Origin of the sequence: Alteromonas sp. McT4-15, from assembly GCF_020515205.1 — a bacterium.
In the GTDB taxonomy this organism is placed as follows: domain Bacteria; phylum Pseudomonadota; class Gammaproteobacteria; order Enterobacterales; family Alteromonadaceae; genus Alteromonas.
Genome location: NZ_JAJALG010000003.1, coordinates 168,925 through 187,635 on the forward strand (window position 1 = coordinate 168,925; position 18,711 = coordinate 187,635).

Sequence of the window (18,711 nt, forward strand, 5' to 3'; positions counted from 1 at the left end):
CATGACACTATTAGAACTTGTAGTTTGGCTGGTTATTGCATTTGCGGCTTATCAATTTTGGCGAGTTCGCGCAATTTCAGAGGCCACGTATAAATACTTAACACACTATTGCAATACACATCAGCTTCAGTTGTTGAGCGTCGCGCGCGCCAAAACCCGCTTTTCGTTTAAATATGGAAAACCTGATTGGCATAGTTCATTTAATTTCGAATTTTCCAGTAATGGAGAGGATAGATACAGTGGACAGGTAGAGTTGGTTGGATTACGCATTGTGCGCACTGAAGTCCCACCGCATCGTGTTTAAGCAGAATGCGTGACGTACTATGAGATCATTGTGCGCAGGTTGTACGTATTACTCGCCCACTAATAGGTAAAAAAAGGGGAACCAAACGGTTCCCCTTTTTCTTGGAATTTTGAGTTTCCCTCTCTGCGATCCCTTGCAACTAAAATCTTCCCGATTAAAATCCGTATACGCCCCTTTCCTTCTAATCTCGCGACATCCTGTGCGAGCTACCCGTCCTTGCGTAGGTCCCTTTCCATTTCTCCATGACTTACTGTACATCCTTCATACAGCGTTCCCCATCCTAGGGCTGTCCTATGTCAGACTCCGCTGACAGTCCTTTCCGTTGCTCCATGTTTCACTGTACTTCCTGCTACAGTCTTACCAATCCTTGGCGTGTCCTCATGTCTTCCTTGGTTTGCTCGTCCGTGCAAATTCTTCCTGAACTCGGGCTTCCTGCTACATCCTGTCGTGACATCCCGTCACTCAATTAATCCGTTAAGTCCCTTACAGTCCATAAATCCGTGTAATTACAGCATCCTCGCTGTGTTTCCTTTTCCTGTACTCACCGCCATGTGAGATTCTCATCCTTAAGTTGTCCTAGGTCGTCCCTGTTCAATCTTCCTGACTCGTCGTGATTCCCTGTGACATCTTCATAGTATCCCTTCTAATTATTACCGCCATATGGAATTACACGATTTTAATGAACTATTTTCTTCTACTTTCGGCTAATTAATAAAAAAACGATAAAAATCAAAAGCTTTATACTTTAGTATAATTTTAAGCTTCAAAAAAAAGGTAAGATCACTCACATATTTTGTAGGAAATGTCTTACAAACGAATGAGGCGTTAGGGAGAAAGGGGTGAATACAGAAAAGTGTTGGTCGCTCACCAACATACTTTTCTGAAACTGGAAGTACAAAAAGCGAACGAAAATTCTTTTAATGGGATGAATTTCTTTGCGCTCTAAACATAACTTCACCGTTAACATGAGAAAGCGTCAGATTTCCCACTACGCTATAATTGTCATCACCAAAGAAAGATCGATGCTTAGGTACTGTGACAAATACCGCCACCCCCTCACTCTTATTATCTTCACCAACAACACTGTCGATTGCGCCGAGCAAAATGTGACCTAAACCATGCTCTTGATAATCTGGGTGGACCGCAATAAAGCTCAGCATGTGAAAGTTGTCTGCTGGTACCAATGCGCGCACCTTTTCTTCTTTTTGAAGCATTTGCTTAGTACCGAACAAACCGGCAGTTAATAGCATTCTTAGACGCCAATGCCAGTAACGGCCCGAGCCAAAAGCAGCATCGGGTGAGGTGAGGCACGCCAAGGCTATTAAACGGTCATCATCAAATAATCCAATCATGGGTTGTTCTGCTACCCAAAAAGCATTTAATTCTTCGCGAATAGCTGAGCGAAGTCGACTTTCGTACCCTTCTTTTTCTGCTTGAAAGATCTCGACAAAAAGTGGGTCGTCAACGTAGGCATTATACAAAATCGATGCCGCGACTTTCAGATCATCCACACACAGATAGACCGCTTTAACGCTCTCATGAATGGGCGCTATTGCATTTGTAGAAGCGTTTGTTGTCATGAAGAGTTCCTCACTGTCCGGCAAGCATTATAGGTTGAGCAAAATGATACGACACACCATTTTTACTTACTTAATAGGCGATGAGTTTAGTACACACAAGCAAACAGCGCCCTTGATTAAACTTTAGCCTACGCTAAAAAACAAAAAATGTTAACTTTTTGTTAAAACCGAGAGCGAATACGAAGAACCAAAGCTAGAAAGGAAAGAAAAAGAAAGGAAGAAATAAAACGAGAATGAGATATTGACCTTTGCGCTAAAGGCCCTATAACAAGCAATAGGGCACTCTCTCAAAGGCCAATATCATGAATCGGTATTAGTGCATGAGACTGTATGCACTATCTCCCCAACCAATCAGACTACCATTTTTGAATACCAGCGGTGTGCACTCATCTTTGGTTGTGATGCCATCGCCCATTGTTTTTTGTGTACGATAATAAAGCACGCGGTATGTACCATCTTGCTTTTCAAATAATTCGTTAAAGTCAGCTACACCCATTTTGCGCAAAACACTTTCATATGCTGTGCCTGTCTCCAAATTAGCAATATGTTTGCGGTTATTGAACTCTCTATCTTCCCAATCTGCACCATAGTGGCTGTCTGAACCACCACCGACAGATACCACACAACCAGAAAGAAGTACTGAAGAAGCCAAAGCAGCTGAAATAAGAAGCGTTTTCATGTGTTTTCCTTGTTGAAACATTTTACTTTTTTAAATTTACTGAAGCTCGAATGAACGGTAACTGAATACTACTGATTATCGAGCTTTTGATGCGTTCTTTTGAGTTAGATTCGTAACCAGACACAATCAAGAATGGCGCCAAAACATAACGCATTGATTTAATTAAATTATTTAAATGAGCAACACATATTTTGTCAAGAAAATTGGTGAATATGACAAAATTTTAGTTAAATTGACCGCAATACCCGTTTACACTAGTCATTACGTACTTCTCATTGCGAATTTTATGGACAACATTCAACAGCTTATTATCATCTGCCAAAAAATGCATAGTGAGGGTAAAACACCTTCAGTAGGAATTCTTCGCTCGAAAGCCCCCTTTAAGGCTTCTGTTACAGATGCTATTGAGGCGATTAAACGCTTTAATGCGTCGAAGGAAAGTGAACTAGGTTCACAGCATGTCCCGACTAAGAATAAAGAAACGCACGAGTCGGCGTTAGAAAAGCGCGTGATAATTCTGGAACAAGAGGTGGCAGCGTTAAAGCAATCCCTTTCAGCATTGCTTAACAAACCACAATAATTTCTGCTATTTAGAGCCTTGGGCTTAAGTCAGCGACAAAGTGAGCTAATGACGGTGCAAGAATCTTTTGTGCAGGTTTACCAACCTGCTCAAGAGCAACTTCCCCCGTCTCATTAACAACCGTCAAAATGAAATCTTCTTCGTCTGTTAATCCGAAAAACAAAGTTGGCGCTTGATTAAGGCGTTGCTTCATCAATAAATGACCGATGAGGTTTTGCTGCAGACGCTCAAAATCGTCTTTATTCCACACTTGAAGAAGTTCGCAGTCACCTTGTGGAGCTGTAGCTTTTAAACTGTCACTAAAGTAGCGAGTAAAAAACACACAGTATTGCGGATCGAGAGTAAGCGACATCGCGTCTTCAACATTGCTAAAAGAAAGTATCTCAGTTTGACGCACTGGCCTCCATGCAACCATGCCCTTTTCTTGGCTGCTGCCATGATTACTCGCCATGCCAGACTCACTTTCAACGTAACATTCTGAAGGCCACTCTTCATCGTAAGGTATAACAAGTTTATCCGGCTCACCGAGCTCGACATAAGATGATACAAAATTATCTAATTGTTCAATTATAGTTAGTGTCATTGTGAAGTTACCATAGAACGCGCTGACCTTTGCGCTACGTTTTTGCAGCTGCTTGCAAGGTTTACCCAAGCGAGCGTCATACTACTTCACTCGGCGCTTATTTGGAATAACCAAACCACGTACCTTGTTTATTGCCTGAAACTCGCATGAAATATGCGAACCGTGTACCGCAAAGGTCAACACGCTCATACTATTTTGGGGTACACTATACCTATAGTACGTAGTACGTTCTTCAATATCAGTTTCGTTTTGGTAGCTTTGGTTTTACAAAACGTGAAGCCATACCAATGATGTTTATAAAGGTTAGTATGTCAACGGATAACACATTCGAGAAAATTTCAATTCAAGCACCTGATGATCTTTCGTTAGGAAAACAAGTTGAGTACGAATACGAGTACAACCCCGGCTTGCTACAAGGCGTACCAAGAAGCTTAAGTCGCGATACATTAAGCCTTGGTGAATCGCTACCTTTCACTGGTGTTGACACTTGGACTGGCTATGAGCTTTCTTGGCTAAACGCGAAGGGTAAGCCTCATGTTGCTATCCTTGAGTGTAATGTTCCGATTTCGTCTGAAAACCTCATAGAGTCTAAATCATTTAAACTGTACTTAAACAGTTTCAATCAAACTAAATTTAACTCTGCAGATGACGTAAAAGCGACGTTAACCAAAGACCTTTCTGCTTGCGCCGGCGAACCCGTGGAAGTCACACTCACTTTGCCTAGTGCATTTGGGCAACTGGAGTTTAGGGAGTTTGCAGGAGAACTGTTGGATGATTTGGATATAGAAATTACTGACTATTCGCCCAATACACAGTATTTATCGTTATCACCTTCAACTGAGATTGTTAATGAAACGCTTGTATCTCATCTACTTAAATCAAATTGTTTGATCACAAGTCAGCCAGATTGGGCTAGTATTCAAATAAGATATGAAGGCAATAAAATTAATCGAGAAGGTTTACTGAAATACTTGATTAGTTTTCGCCAACATAACGAGTTCCACGAACAATGTGTTGAGCGTATATATAATGACATTATGCAACACTGTGCCCCAGAAAAGTTAACAGTGTGCGCACGTTATACACGAAGAGGCGGTTTGGATATCAATCCTTTCCGTTCTAATTTTGAAGCGCCTTATGGGAATTACCGTCAAGCACGCCAGTAGCTTGTGAGTTGTTAACTTGCAGCACTAGTTACTCGTTTCAGGCTAAGCTAAATTATAAAGACGAAAATAATGGAAGCAAAACAACTACAGGCTCTAAAACAAAATAACGCGCTTCTTTGCCAATTTATTGTGAGGCTCTCAGCGTTTTATGAAGGTTTCTCCGACAAACTTGATGACGAGCTTCGGACGTTGCGCGGCCACCTTTCTGGCCCCCCTAACTTCAGCCTTGCTGCAGTTAGTATTGATAAGCTAAATAAAGCGCTTCAACATCAAGAAGTAACGCTTAGAAAATACAGTGTCGAAACGCTCTCTTCACTTGAAGACGCAATGAAGCAATTGCAGAAGATTGTTTTTGAAGATGAAGAGCTAAAGACCCTCACCACCAATGAGCTTATAAAGTTAAATCAACCACATAACGATATCTTTGGAATTTATAAACTTTTCTCTAAAGCGATTGCACTTCACCGCATTGCACTAAACAAGAAAATTGTCGGCCTAAAACATTCTGAAAAAGAAATAGCCTTAGAGCCGGGGACGAGTGCTTCTACACAAAATGAAAACCCACACTATCGTTCAATATTGGTTGAGCTGAATCAACTGATAGCGTCGTATGCGCAAAAGAAGCCTAATGATAAACAACTAATGGATATCAAGCAGCGACTAGAACAAGGCATGGACGAAGATCAGTTACTGAAAAGTTGCGTTGTTATTTTACGTATGATTGTGCAGGACGCTATGTCAGAGGCCAGTTTCACCGGAAAAGTGATTCAGAGCTTACATAACTCACTGGGTCAGATAAACGATGAAGTGGGTGAGAGTATAAAGGGCAGCCAAAGCCAGTTTGAACAGCGCAAAGCGGGCAATGAACAACTAAAATCTCATATCGATAGTATTGAAGAAGCCGTGTCGGTAAGTGATTCGTTAGAGACACTTAAAGAACAAACTCAATTTTGTGTGCAAAACCTTGTTAACACCCTAAGTGAACAACAAAACAACGACGAACAAGGCCAAGAAGCTTTGATGGCGTTGCTTTCTTCTATGCAGGAAAAAATAGATACGCTGCAACAGCAAACAAGTGTATACAAGAAAAAACTCGCTGAACAAGTAATGCAAAGTCGCACCGATTCGCTAACTCGTTTACCAAATAGACAAGCATACAATGAGAAGTTAGACGAGGCCTTTGCGCAATATAAAGAAACAGGTAAGCCCCTGGCGGTAGCGGTTGTCGACATTGATCACTTTAAGTCGGTTAACGATAGATTTGGTCATGCTGCTGGTGACAAAACACTTCAAGTAGTGAGTAAGTTTTTAAAACAGCATTTAAAACGCCCAGAGTTTATTGCACGCTGGGGCGGAGAAGAGTTTGTTATGCTCTTCCCAGATACCACTATTGAAATGGTGGAAGATAAACTCAACACGTTACGCAATAAACTTGCTTCAATGCCTTTCAAATTTAAACAGGAAAAAGTCAAGATAACCGCCTCTTTCGGCGCTACGTGTTTCAATACAAATGACAGTACTGAATCTGTTTTCGAGCGCGCAGACGAGTATCTCTATCAAGCCAAACGAGATGGCCGTAATCGCGTAGTGACGGATTTAAGTACTGCGCAATAGGACGCAGATGTATGAAAAAAGTGCAGCTTAACCCTGTTGGTTCAATGAGCCAGCTCTCTCAAGTTGAAGTAGCTAAATTGCAAGACACGACCAATAGTGAACTTTTCTCTATGTTCAGGAATTGTAGTTTAGCGGTACTCAACAGTGGTGTTGATGAAGACAATTACGAAACCCTGTTTGCGCCATATGAAAACTTCGATATCAGACTGATTCGAAGAGAGCGAGGCGTTAAGATTGAGCTTGTGAACCCGCCAGAAGTTGCTTTTGTTGACGATAAGTTGGTCAGAGGAGTGCATGAACACTTGTTTGCGGTTCTTCGTGACTTGCTTTATATGGGCAACAAATACGCGTTTTTGCATCAAGCTCACCCAGCCGACAGTTCTGAAATCACCGACATGGTATTTGACATGTTACGCCACGCACAGGCACTTGAAGGCAACGATGGAGTAAATACCATCGTATGTTGGGGCGGCCACTCAATCAATCAGGTTGAATATAAGTATACAAAAGAAGTGGGCTACCAACTGGGCTTGCGCGATATGCATATTTGTACCGGATGCGGCCCTGGTGCCATGAAAGGGCCAATGAAGGGTGCCACTATAGGTCATGCCAAACAAAGACATAAATCAGGTCGCTATATTGGCATATCAGAACCAAGTATTATTGCAGCTGAACCTCCTAATGCTATTGTGAACGAACTTATCATCATGCCGGATATTGAAAAACGTCTTGAAGCATTTGTTCGCTTGGGGCACGGTATTATCGTATTTCCTGGTGGTGTAGGTACGGCAGAGGAACTTCTGTACCTTTTGGGAATTTTAATGAATGAGCGCAACGCACAACAGCCCTTTCCGGTAGTACTGACAGGACCCGCTGGCAGTGAAGGCTACTTTGAGGCAATCGATACTTTTATTGGTGAAACACTAGGTAGCGAAGCCCAGGATAAGTATCAAATTGTTGTGGATGATCCTGAAGAAGTAGCACGAATACTGTGCACAGGTTTAGAAAAAGTGAAAAAATTTAGGGGGGCTATGGGCGATGCTTTCAGTTTCAATTGGTCACTTAAAATTGAAGCCGATTTTCAACAGCCCTTTGTGCCAACACACGAAAGTATGGCTGCACTTCAACTTAATCATAACCAGAGTAAAAGTGATCTAGCAGCAAATTTACGAAAAGTGTTTTCGGGCATCGTCGCTGGTAACGTTAAAGCAGAGGGCATTAAACAGATTAAAGAACGCGGTCCTTTTGAGATTACGGGTGACGCGATATTAATGCAAAAAGTAGATACCCTGCTTGAATCGTTTGTTGCTCAACATCGAATGAAATTACCAGGCTCTGCTTACAAACCCTGCTACGTGGTTAAAGAAGCATAAGCAATTTTTTACATTTTTAGCATAACACGACGCATTTGCTTACGTTTGGCACTTATGTTTACAGACAAATTTAGGTTACACTAACTGATAGATTGTTACCGAATTTGTTATGCAGTGTGCCTACAGTAACGATCTGCCTGTATTTGTTATCTTATATTTTTATACGCTCATAGGGTTTTAACGACTATATGGGCTAAAAACGCGTCTCTACATAGCGTTAAGAACACGAGAAGTAACGGTTATGAATAGCAAAGTTATTCGTTTAATTTTGGCTGGCATTGCATTGTATGCGGTGTTTGTTTTTATGGTCATCGCATTTTATCCAGACAAACCTGAAAATATGGACTGGAAAGACCGTGAAGAATACAACCGTGTTCAAATTACCAAGCTAAAACTCGGTAGCACCCGTGAAGAGGTGCTCGCTCTGCTTGGTACGCCAGATATTACGGAAGCGAAACAACAAGGCGCGACCGTTATTCAAGTTATGTTCTTTAGAACCCAACACGTTAGAGCAGACGGATTAACAACCCAGGACGAATGCACACCGCTTTTATTTGAGAATGATAAGCTCATAGCGTGGGGTGAAGGGGCCTACTCAAGCTATCAAAATAGTTGAGTTTAAATGGAAGTGAACAATATCATTTCCGCCCTTTCGCGTCTTGTACACCCTCCCAAACATTCAACGCCAATAGACCAGTGTGTTAATCACTGGCTCAAGAATGCGAAACGGATTTTAACAATCGTTAATAGTGATCCCGCTATTGTTGTACCTATCATTCATATTGAAACACCGATGAGTGAAATTTCACGGCATGTGTTATTGCTTGCGTTATTTGGAAAATTAAATCAGTTTAACGAGCACTACCTTCAACACATTATTGCCGCACTACTTGCAACGCACTGGATCACTACGAATAGCGTGCACGAGGAACGCAAAGCACTTATAAGCTTTTTAACCAAGCGCCAATTGTTTGTCTGGCGCGACATCATTCGATTGCAGAAAGCATTTGCTAATACTGCTAGTTTACGTCGTATGTTGGCTGACTTGCGGTTAACGCAAGCGCAACGCTTGAGTGTAATTTCGCGATTGTGCGCAACAAGGAGTGTCAATTCCAGTGCCAGTACGATATTTGAAATTGTCGTCCGAAATATTGCTCCATTACACAGAGCGCTCGTATCAAATCTCGCTACGCTTTTTACACGCGCCGGTCCTGGAGCGAAAGTGTTCGTTGGCGGCAAGGCTGGCGTAGTTGTTGATATCCAGAAAGATCACGCTTTTGTTATTGCATTAAGTGATAATGATATAGATGGCACATGGCAACCATTCACTCGTTTGATGTTTCCAAAACCGCTATTTATACCCTACGAACACTTGGTAGCCTTATATTCCCAAACCTCTGACAACAGGCAGTACAAGGGAGGAAACGGATTTCTACCAGCCACATATGCAATTCAAGCTCCGCCTGCTTCACTTACCGCCATCATAGATGAGTTACAAAAGCGGGATTGCCAAATTCCCTCACTGTGCGAGAAAATAGAAAACGTTGAATCCTTTAACCGATTTCTAATGCATACCGCGAGTCAGGACAACCGGCTACAGTTACAGGTTAAAAATATAAAACAGGCCGTAATGACCTATGGCATTGAACGCGTTGGCGACATGCTCGTTCAGTTTGCTTTAATGGAAAGGCTCACGCAAAAACAATTTCCACTTATGTCAACGTGCAAGCAATTTACATTGCTTTGCTGCGCAATAGCCAGTTCCGTTGCCAGTATGACTAATACCAAATTCAGCCCTCAATCTGCAGCGCTAACAATGACATTTTTGTGCTCTCCGCTTTTTACCCTACCTGGTTTGAAAATAGCGCGTAAGCTTCCTGTAAACCCAGAAAAACCCTTTTCATTTAATCACGCTTTTCACGTTAAGAGTGAGATACCTTGGATAACGAGTGCAGGTGAGCTTGCTGGGAACTGGCATCAAAGTGCCTCATGGCGTGCCGTTATTCATCACTGCAACAAGCAAAATGAAGAGATTCCATCGTCATTGAAAAAAGAACACGCACTCATGCAACTGGCGTTTGCACTTGGAAAAATCAGTCTATTTCATGGCAACATTTTTACTTTAGGCCAAGACATCACGTTTAAAACACTTTTAAATCAACTTTCGCTTAGTCAAAAAGACATACAATCGATAATCACATCCCAATCGGCGCTACTTTTCTGCCCGCTCGCTTAAAAAAGTACATCGACCTTTATTGTTCATCATTTTTGTAAATACGGTTTATGCGAATAAATCTCGATAAGTGGCTATAACTTGCGCCGACTATCGTATAAAATACGGCAACTTTTGCGCTGCTTTACGCAACATCCCTACAAAATCAATTATAATAAGCTAGCAGGCAGACTTTGGCGCATTTCGCTCGCCAGACTACAATTTAAACCTAACGATTTTGACAACAGAATTATCAGAGGATCCCTCAACATGACTCAGCAACGCATTACAGTCATTCGTGGCGACGGCATTGGCCCGGACATTATCGATGCAACCACAAAAATTCTAGATAAGGTTGGCTGTGACTTTGCCTATGATTATGCCGATGCAGGTTTAGTGGCATTAGAAGAGCACGGTGAGCTTCTACCACAAGAAACGCTAGACCTTATTGCAAAAAACAAAGTTGCACTGAAAGGTCCTCTAACTACGCCAGTAGGTGAAGGCTTCACCTCAATTAACGTAAGCCTTCGCAAGCAGTTCAAACTGTATGCGAACCTTCGCCCTGTAATGTCATTCAAAGGCACCAAAGCCCGTTATGAAGACATCGATATCATTACGGTTCGCGAAAACACGCAAGGCATGTACTCAGGTCTTGGTCAGGTTGTTTCTGAAGACGGTAATGAAGCTGAAGCAATGAGTAAAATTACTCGTGACGGCGCAGAAAAGATCGTTACGTTTGCTTATGAGCTTGCTCGCCGTGAAGGTCGCAAGAAAGTAACCGCTGTTCACAAAGCAAATATCCTTAAATCAACTTCAGGTTTGTTCCTAAAAGTAGCCCGTGAAGTTGGTGAGCGTTACCCAGATATTGAATCTGCAGAGATGATCGTAGATAACTGCTGTATGCAGCTTGTTATGAACCCTCATCAGTTCGACGTAATTGTAACTACCAACCTATTTGGTGATATCCTTTCAGATCTTTGTGCAGGTCTTGTAGGTGGTCTTGGTATGGCACCTGGTGCGAACATCGGCGAAGATTGTGCAATTTTTGAAGCGGTTCACGGCTCTGCACCAGATATCGCAGGTAAGAACCTTGCAAACCCTACATCAGTAATTCTTGCTGCGGCGCAAATGCTTGAATACCTTAATATGGGTGACAAAGCTGAGAAAATTCGCGCAGCACTTAAAGATGTGATTGAAACGGGTGATCGTACTACTCGCGACCTTGGTGGTGAAGCTGGTACAACTGAATTCACAGAAGCGCTTCTAGAGCGTCTATAAAGATCATTGGTTACTGCAACTAGCAGTAACCATGTGATATTCATATTTAAAATAGCGAGCGTGTGCTCGCTATTTTTTTACCCTCGATAAAACTGTACTAAAACTGGTCTACCTTTTTCTCTCAAACTTCGTACCATCTCACTTGTACACATTTTGTACGCAAATCTACTACGATGTAATGCGTGCCTTTCTCGGAACAACAGCATTACAAATGCATGACAAGGAATGACAATGAAGAAAAGACTAATTGGTTTAGCTGCATTAGTAGCAATAACAATACAATCACCTGTAGCAACAGCGGCAGTATTCAATGATGATGACAGCCCTTCTACATACAGTGAGGTGACGAGCAAGCGAATTGACCTGAACAATGCTTCTATTGAGCAGCTAACCTCTCTGCCTGGCGTAGGTAGCGCTAAAGCACAAGCGATTATTAAATATCGAGAAGAGATTGGCCCCTTTCTGGAAGTTGCGCAACTTACGCAAGTAAAAGGAATTGGCGAGAAAATGTTGTCGAAAATACAACAGTATGTAGAAGTAAAACCGTAGAAATAAAAAATGCGCCTAAGTAGGCGCATTTTCAATAGGAGTTGTAAACTAAAGTAGCGCTAGCCAACAACAGAAGCAAGGTATTCTTTAAATTCATCTGCAAGTGCTGGATGACGAAGTGCGTACTCTACGTTCGCTTTCATATAACCTAGCTTACTACCACAATCATGGCTCTTACCTTTCATGTAATAGGCATCAACTTGTTCAAGTTTCATCAGCGCATCAATAGCATCTGTTAGCTGAATTTCTCCACCCGCGCCTGGCGGTGTGAATTCAAGTAAGTCCCAAATCTTTTCAGAAAGTACATAACGCCCCACTACGGCTAAGTCAGACGGTGCCTCATCCAATGGCGGCTTTTCTACCATTTTATGGATTTTAGCTGATTCACCGGGTGCTATAGATGCTCCGTCAAGGTCGGCAATACCAAACTTTGATATATCTTCTTGTGGTACCTGTTCAACCATTACCTGACTTACGCGACTCGTATTAAACTTAGCGACCATATCCGCTAAATTATCTTTTTTAGGATCGCTTGCAGCATCATCAATGATGACGTCTGGAAGTACTACGGCAAAGGGCGCGTCGCCAATAACCGGACGAGCACACAAAATAGCGTGGCCAAGACCGTTGGCAACACCTTGACGAACTTGCATAATCGTTACGCCTTTCGGGCAGATTGATTGCACTTCTTCTAGCAACTGACGTTTTACACGCTTTTCAAGGGTAGCTTCTAACTCGAATGATGTATCAAAGTGGTTTTCGATACTGTTTTTACTTGCATGAGTAACCAGAATTATTTCTTTGACGCCCGCTGCAACACATTCACTAACGACATACTGAATTAATGGTTTATCAACAACCGGAAGCATCTCTTTTGGAATTGCCTTGGTGGCTGGAAGCATTCGTGTACCCAAACCTGCAACAGGGATGACCGCTTTTTTAACCTGACTCATAAGTTAATATCCTTTTTTAAAATCCTAGTCACACGCCAATGACACATTTCGTGGCCAATTTTCAAGATCGTGTTCGAATTATCTATCATTACTCGTTTAGGTAATGCAATGGGTGTTCCAATTACCATTTTGGTACGCCATTGTATTAAAACAGGGCATTTGGCTAATTTTTTACCATAACAAGCACTTTTTTTGCGCTCAATTTTAGCGAATGCACTAAAATGGTGAAAGTGATTCTAGTAAAAATTTCGTAAAGTGTCTCTCATTTACCACATTTAGTATTGCAACTTAGTCAATTGGGCCTGAGCGTTTTTTCACGCCATCTAGGAGACCTTTACGCATGTAAGTGCCACGTAAATCGCCTTGCTCAAAGCAGTACCTATTAACAAGGTAACGCAGAGGTATTGCTAAAAGATGACGACATTTCCAATAAAGCGGTACATAACTTCTTTTTGCCAGTGTAAGGACGTTGCGAAATTGATAATAAAGGCGAATTGGTGAGCCTTGCTTGAAAGTCACCCCCATCACTTTAACGCGTGCGTCACCTTGGCGGTGGGGCATACACGCAGTTTGAGACTGAAAAACCTTAAACCCCTTGCTTCGCGCACGCCAACACCACTCGTGATCAACACCGTCAATAAACAGTCCTGTCTCTTTTTCACCTACGCATTCAAACGCATGCTTAGATATTAACATTCCAGAGGCGATGATCTGTTTTACTTCCTTCAAACATGCCGAATACGCTTTACCCTTCTGAAGAACGCCTTGGTCAACACACTCTGAAAACTGGCAGAAGATAGAAGGGCCAAGCGCAGCAATAGATTCTTTGTTTTCTACGTCTTTAAATTGTCCAAAGAGCGTCAAAGCGACGTCAGGCGTAAAAAGGCTATCTTGGTCGAGTAAAAAAGCGTAATTGCATGACGTCGAAAATAACGCTCTTAACCCAATATTCTGCGCCTCAGCAATGCCCACATTGTTGGGGCAATGTATATAAGTTAAATTGCCCTTGATTTGCGCTTCACAAGATGTTGGAGAATTGTCGACAAGCAATATTGGCCATAAGCTTATATCGAACATATCAACGAAGTGATTAATATGCGCAATATCTGGATGATACAAAATGACTACAATACCCGCGTTCAATGCTTTCCAAACCTTTCTAAGAAATGTCTATCTACCTTGTACGCTAATTTTACAACTTTTCCCGGCATTATGCGTAAAGATAATACTCCGCACGCATAGAAAAGGTTGTAAAAGGAGTACTGTCTCAGCGCTTTTATTGCGTAGAGTCGAGCCTTAAATTCATTGAGAGATTTACTCAGACCTCGACGTTTATAGAAATTATTGACTCGTCTAAATTTCAGCAATCTGTCTTTTAGATTCCTGAAAACATAACCTTTAGAAGCCAGTCGAATCCATAAGAAGTAGTCTTGCGTGTTACGTAGCTGCCCATCATATCGATGCCCATCAGTGAACACATTATATCGAACAACTACGGTTGGGTGATTGAGTGAACAACGTCTAGGTAGAATTCTGACAATCTGGCGATGAGATGCAGGCATAACCCGAGCACCGACCTTTTTCCCTCGTTCGTTAATTTCTGTTAATGCTGAACCGAGTACCGAAATATTATTGTGACGCTTTAAATAGTGTATTTGCCGAGAAAGGCGATTTACTTCAGAGACATCGTCCGCATCCATTCGAGCAAAGTAGGAGGGCTGATATTTTAAGCCAAAATCAATGGCAAAATTCATCGCTGTAGCCAAACCCTTATTCTCTTCACTAGAGACGAGAACAATTCTTTCATCGCGGGCAGATGCCGCGGTTACTGACTCCAGTATTGAACCAGGAACTGGGCCATCGAGCACAATGATAAACATGAAATCACGGTAAGTTTGGTGCTCAATACTTTCGATAGCCTCATTTAACCACTGGGCATTATCAGCCTCATAGACAGACATCGCCACTATGGTCTCTACTTTCTCATATTTAAAATTGTTATTGAGAATGGAAAATTGATTTTTCAAATAAAGACACCAAGGCTAGAAATAGTAACAATGCTAGGGAAAACACAATAAGCGCAGTACACTACGCTTTTTAAAAACAGCATGTTACAGAGAAAATACAGAGGATTCCATGACTTTACTGAAGCTATGCGGTAAAACGTTTAACGAACCGCAATACACTCCAAATGTGTTGGATAACTAAGCTGTATACGATGAGCATACCAATAAAGCCCCAAAACATTACGGGTTCTGGCACTTGATATACTTCACCTAAAATACCGATCAGGCAATAGCATGCCCCCAGCATTAAAATGGCAACTAATGACTTTCTACTACTTAGTCCTGCACGCATAAAAATATTATGCAAATGCTGACGATCAGGCTTAAGCATAGACTGCCCTTTTCTCGCTCTGCGATACATAATGGCAGCCATATCCATCAAGGGTAGGCCTACTAACCAAACTGCGGTGATTGGTCTGAATGCTGCTGCTTCATTCTGTGTATGATCAACCAACAACCAAACAATGGTGAGGCCAACGAACATACTGCCCGCATCGCCCATAAATATCTTATTGCCTTTGAACCCCTTCCAACTCAAGTTAAATGCAAGAAAAGGTACGATCGCGGCGACAATAATCAGGGGTTCCATGATCGACGCGCCATTGCCTGTAGCTATCAAAAAGCCAGCAACCGTCAACAAAATAACCAAGCTCATCCCGCCGGCGAGACCATCAATCCCATCGATCATATTGAACGCGTTGATTACGCCCACCACACAGATGATAGTGAAAAAATACCCGCCGATACCAAGCACAACATCGCCAGTACCAAAGATATTCCCCAATGATGTTATGTAGTTTTGCGCGCTCCAAGCCATAATAGCGGCAACACCGAATTGACACATAAGACGCCCCTTTGCACTTAAGTCAAAGCGATCATCTAACATGCCCAGCAAAACAACAAATGCAGACGCAGTAAAAAAGAGAGGATCATTTTTCATCCAGACATCAGTGGCAACACTTGCCACCAACACTGCCATAAAAATGGCCACGCCTCCCGTCAACGGGACTATACCTGAGTGGCGTTTTCGCGCAGAGGGCTGATCAACCAACCCAAATTGATGCGCTAGCGGCGTCATCACAACTAATAGTATGAGAGCCACAAAAAATGCAGTAAACAAAGGTACAAACTGCAAATATGCTAACATAAAACGTACAACCTCGAGCCTCCGCAAGTTCCGCTCCAGAACGTTTGCAGCAAGCTAAAAAATTTAGATTTTAAAAACGCTATCGATTCCATTTAATTACAACTTCCATTTCATCCAACATCATGAGGGTTTCGTTATTATGAGTTTGTGGATAGAAAACTGTACTATGATATAAGACATTTGCGCTGCTCACCACCCTCTCATGTAAAAATAACTGCTTCAACGCAACGCAAATTTGTTTTTTAGAGCCACTGTGGTCATTTCATACTCGCAAAAAGAGCCTAGCAACTGTATTACAGTCACTCCAAAAACGCTTACAGGCATTTCTACAAACATGCTTTTTCATAAACTTGTGGTATCCTAGCGCCAAATTGCTATATGGATATCAAAGCTAATGTTAAAACAAATTACGCGCTATATTCTTCCAGTCGTACTTACTATCAGCGTAAGCGGGTGCACAAGCGCCCCTAAAACGACGCATGCCGATATTCCACTGGTGCATTCATCTCTGGCTTACTCGTTAACGCCAGACTCAGAACATGCAATTAATATTCCCAAAGCCAATCTATTATTTAATAACCAAGAATCATTCGAGATACTTTTTAATGGTCAGCAATACAATGCCTATAAATACTATATCTCGGCTACTGGTAATAAATGTATACGCTTTATGTTACAAGACAGTGGGATACAAAAAACAGAAATTGAAAATCGATTAACCACGTGTCAACGAAATGGGCAATGGAAGGTCATTGCACCATTAGTGGAGCCATCATCCTTGGCTGCGAAGTAATCCGTGGAGAGTTTAACAATGAAAAAAATAATTACGCCGCTACTGCTATCTTTTTGCGCTTTTTCCATGACAACGTCTCTTGTAACAAACGCGCAGTCTATTGAGCAATTGCAAGAGTTGCGTCAGCGTGCACAGCAAAACGACACAACATCGAATGCTGCAAGACCAATATCGCCATTAGATATTTCTAGCCAGCGCACACTTCCTGGCGCGACTGGCGTTGAGAGCACCATGGGCCAATTTTCTACGCAGCCTAGAAACGGCATGCGTCTGCCTGGCGAGCCTACTATTGATACGGTATTTCCCGCTCAAGCCCCAATGGAAAACCCTCCGTTTGCGGCTAATCTATTCATCGGTGGTTTTGAGTCTGAGAGAACCTCAGGCTTAAACGATAACTACCTTGTTGCGCCGGGTGATAAAATCGCTATTTATTTGTGGGGTGCGGTCAATTTTTCAAATGTAGTCACCGTAGACAATCAAGGGAATATTTTTATTCCCAATATCGGGCCAATAAGCGTCGCAAATACACCAGCAGGTAGTGTAAATCAAACGGTGACAAGCAGAATCAAACAAGTCTACACCAATGACGTAAATATTTATGTCAATCTGCTTACCTCAACCCCTGTTTCAGTATTTGTTTCTGGCCCCGTTTTGCGCCCTGGTCAATACGCTGGCTTGGCGTCTGATAGCGTACTTTATTACCTTAAACGCGCTGGTGGCGTTGATTTCCAGCGCGGAAGTTTTCGTCAAATTGATGTTGTCAGAAACGGCGAGGTGGTAGCAACGGCCGACCTTTACGCGTTTTTTAGAAACGGAAAGTTACCAGAATTGTCATTTAAAGATGGCGACACCATTTTAGTGCATCCGATTGGCAATACCATCGTTGTTGAAACTGGTGCGCGCAACAGCTTTACCTTTGAATTTCTTAATGAAGAGCTAAATGGTAGCGTGGTAAATTACTTTGCGCGCCCAGGTGAATTCGCCTCACATGCATCTGTTGCAGGTGTGCGTAATAATAAACAATTTGCTCGCTACCTGAGTATTCAAGACTTTGCGGCTTTGCCGTTAAAAGCAGGTGACACTGTTGAGTATGTAGCCGATCACGAACCGCAAATTTATCGTATAAACGTAGCCGGTGCCTTCTCTGGCGCTTCACAGGTAATGGTAGATAAGGGCGCACGATTAATAGACGTACTCGATCACATTGAAGTTGATACTAAACTATCTGACACTCAGAATATCTACCTTTTGCGTGAAAGTGTTGCGATAAAGCAAAAAGAAATTATTGAAGAAGGGTTACAACGCTTAGAAAGAAGTATGTATACCGCACCAATAAGTTCAACGGGAGAAGGTACAATTCGAGCACAAGAAGCACAGCTTGTTGCCGATTTTATCGCGCGAGCACGACAGGTTGAGCCTCAAGGCCGCGTAGTTGTGTCTGAAAACGGTGACGTTGCTAATATTTTGCTTGAACCAAATGACACCATTGTTATACCTGAGATCACCGATCTCATTCATGTAGGCGGGGAAGTACTGCTACCGCAATCTGTTGTATTCAACCCAGATGCGACGACAGAGGATTATGTTGCATGGGCTGGAGGCTTTACAGAACGCGCTGAAGATGAGCGAATCCTTATTATGCATAAGAATGGGAATGTGTCCTTTGCAAGTGTCAGCGGTACATTTTTATCTGACGAGCACACTATGCTACAGCCTGGCGATCAAATTATCGTGCTTCCTGCAATCGACACCAAAATCATGCAAGCGGTTAAAGATGTCTCGCAAATTATCTTTCAGATCGCCGTTGCAGCAAACGCTATCGACAGATAGACAG

18 protein-coding genes are annotated in these 18,711 nt (G+C 42.3%); 11 read left to right on the forward strand and 7 right to left on the reverse strand.

All coding sequences use genetic code 11. The features are described 5' to 3' along the window. The first annotated feature begins 1 nt into the window (after position 1). Positions 2-304 (forward strand): DUF3301 domain-containing protein, encoded by a 303-nt coding sequence (locus LHL20_RS04030; protein ID WP_226432333.1) that lies wholly within the window; start codon positions 2-4, stop codon positions 302-304. A gap of 917 nt (positions 305-1,221) precedes the next feature. Here the strand turns inward: LHL20_RS04030 and LHL20_RS04035 are convergent. Together LHL20_RS04035 and LHL20_RS04040 are read right to left on the reverse strand one after the other, a co-directional pair. Beyond that, positions 1,222-1,884, reverse strand: coding sequence for a GNAT family N-acetyltransferase (locus LHL20_RS04035; protein ID WP_226432334.1), 663 nt, complete (start codon positions 1,882-1,884; stop codon positions 1,222-1,224). 313 nt (positions 1,885-2,197) lie between these two features. Then, the gene (locus LHL20_RS04040; RefSeq protein ID WP_159623674.1) at positions 2,198-2,563 is read right to left on the reverse strand and encodes a DUF3192 domain-containing protein; all 366 of its coding nucleotides are present in this window, start codon (positions 2,561-2,563) and stop codon (positions 2,198-2,200) included. Between the two features lie 175 nt (positions 2,564-2,738). Between LHL20_RS04040 and LHL20_RS04045 the strand changes: the two genes are divergently transcribed. Continuing rightward, complete coding sequence (locus LHL20_RS04045; protein ID WP_226432335.1) at positions 2,739-3,143, forward strand: hypothetical protein; 405 nt, start codon at positions 2,739-2,741, stop codon at positions 3,141-3,143. Between the two features lie 10 nt (positions 3,144-3,153). On the opposite strand, the gene syd is transcribed toward LHL20_RS04045, so the two are convergent. After that, positions 3,154-3,726 (reverse strand): SecY-interacting protein, encoded by a 573-nt coding sequence (gene syd, locus LHL20_RS04050; protein ID WP_226432336.1) that lies wholly within the window; start codon positions 3,724-3,726, stop codon positions 3,154-3,156. 308 nt (positions 3,727-4,034) lie between these two features. Here syd and queF point away from each other — a divergent pair, with 308 nt between their 5' ends. From queF to LHL20_RS04085, 7 genes are all read left to right on the forward strand, one after another. Further along, complete coding sequence (queF, locus tag LHL20_RS04055) at positions 4,035-4,892, forward strand: NADPH-dependent 7-cyano-7-deazaguanine reductase QueF (protein ID WP_226432337.1); 858 nt, start codon at positions 4,035-4,037, stop codon at positions 4,890-4,892. 69 nt (positions 4,893-4,961) lie between these two features. Then, a complete protein-coding gene (locus LHL20_RS04060) occupies positions 4,962-6,506 on the forward strand; it encodes a GGDEF domain-containing protein (protein WP_226432338.1) in 1,545 nt (514 codons plus the stop codon). Positions 6,507-6,517: 11 nt separating this feature from the next. Then, a complete protein-coding gene (gene ppnN / locus LHL20_RS04065) occupies positions 6,518-7,879 on the forward strand; it encodes a nucleotide 5'-monophosphate nucleosidase PpnN (protein WP_226432339.1) in 1,362 nt (453 codons plus the stop codon). A 241-nt stretch (positions 7,880-8,120) separates the two neighbouring features. After that, positions 8,121-8,495, forward strand: a complete 375-nt coding sequence (locus LHL20_RS04070) for a DUF3192 domain-containing protein (protein ID WP_159623683.1) — start codon at positions 8,121-8,123, stop codon at positions 8,493-8,495. Between the two features lie 6 nt (positions 8,496-8,501). Beyond that, positions 8,502-10,115, forward strand: a complete 1,614-nt coding sequence (locus LHL20_RS04075) for a histidine kinase (protein WP_226432340.1) — start codon at positions 8,502-8,504, stop codon at positions 10,113-10,115. A 246-nt stretch (positions 10,116-10,361) separates the two neighbouring features. Then, positions 10,362-11,369, forward strand: a complete 1,008-nt coding sequence (locus LHL20_RS04080; RefSeq protein ID WP_159623685.1) for an isocitrate dehydrogenase — start codon at positions 10,362-10,364, stop codon at positions 11,367-11,369. A gap of 231 nt (positions 11,370-11,600) precedes the next feature. Then, complete coding sequence (locus LHL20_RS04085; protein ID WP_226432341.1) at positions 11,601-11,918, forward strand: ComEA family DNA-binding protein; 318 nt, start codon at positions 11,601-11,603, stop codon at positions 11,916-11,918. A gap of 59 nt (positions 11,919-11,977) precedes the next feature. On the opposite strand, the gene galU is transcribed toward LHL20_RS04085, so the two are convergent. From galU to wecA, 4 genes are all read right to left on the reverse strand, one after another. Further along, positions 11,978-12,871 carry a UTP--glucose-1-phosphate uridylyltransferase GalU gene (galU, locus tag LHL20_RS04090; RefSeq protein WP_226432342.1) on the reverse strand — a complete coding sequence of 298 codons (894 nt, stop codon included), beginning with the start codon at positions 12,869-12,871 and terminating at the stop codon, positions 11,978-11,980. A gap of 288 nt (positions 12,872-13,159) precedes the next feature. Then, positions 13,160-14,014 carry a glycosyltransferase family 2 protein gene (locus LHL20_RS04095; protein ID WP_226432343.1) on the reverse strand — a complete coding sequence of 285 codons (855 nt, stop codon included), beginning with the start codon at positions 14,012-14,014 and terminating at the stop codon, positions 13,160-13,162. Next, on the reverse strand, positions 14,011-14,898 hold the full coding sequence (locus tag LHL20_RS04100; RefSeq protein WP_226432344.1) for a glycosyltransferase: 888 nt from the start codon (positions 14,896-14,898) through the stop codon (positions 14,011-14,013). The genes LHL20_RS04095 and LHL20_RS04100 overlap by 4 nt, the downstream gene beginning before the upstream one ends. 124 nt (positions 14,899-15,022) lie before the next feature. Beyond that, complete coding sequence (wecA, locus tag LHL20_RS04105; protein ID WP_159623695.1) at positions 15,023-16,084, reverse strand: UDP-N-acetylglucosamine--undecaprenyl-phosphate N-acetylglucosaminephosphotransferase; 1,062 nt, start codon at positions 16,082-16,084, stop codon at positions 15,023-15,025. Positions 16,085-16,478: 394 nt separating this feature from the next. Here wecA and LHL20_RS04110 point away from each other — a divergent pair, with 394 nt between their 5' ends. Both LHL20_RS04110 and LHL20_RS04115 read left to right on the forward strand, forming a co-directional pair. Next, on the forward strand, positions 16,479-16,877 hold the full coding sequence (locus tag LHL20_RS04110) for a hypothetical protein (RefSeq protein WP_226432345.1): 399 nt from the start codon (positions 16,479-16,481) through the stop codon (positions 16,875-16,877). A gap of 66 nt (positions 16,878-16,943) precedes the next feature. Continuing rightward, a complete protein-coding gene (locus LHL20_RS04115; RefSeq protein WP_413228878.1) occupies positions 16,944-18,707 on the forward strand; it encodes a polysaccharide biosynthesis/export family protein in 1,764 nt (587 codons plus the stop codon). Positions 18,708-18,711: the final 4 nt, after the last annotated feature.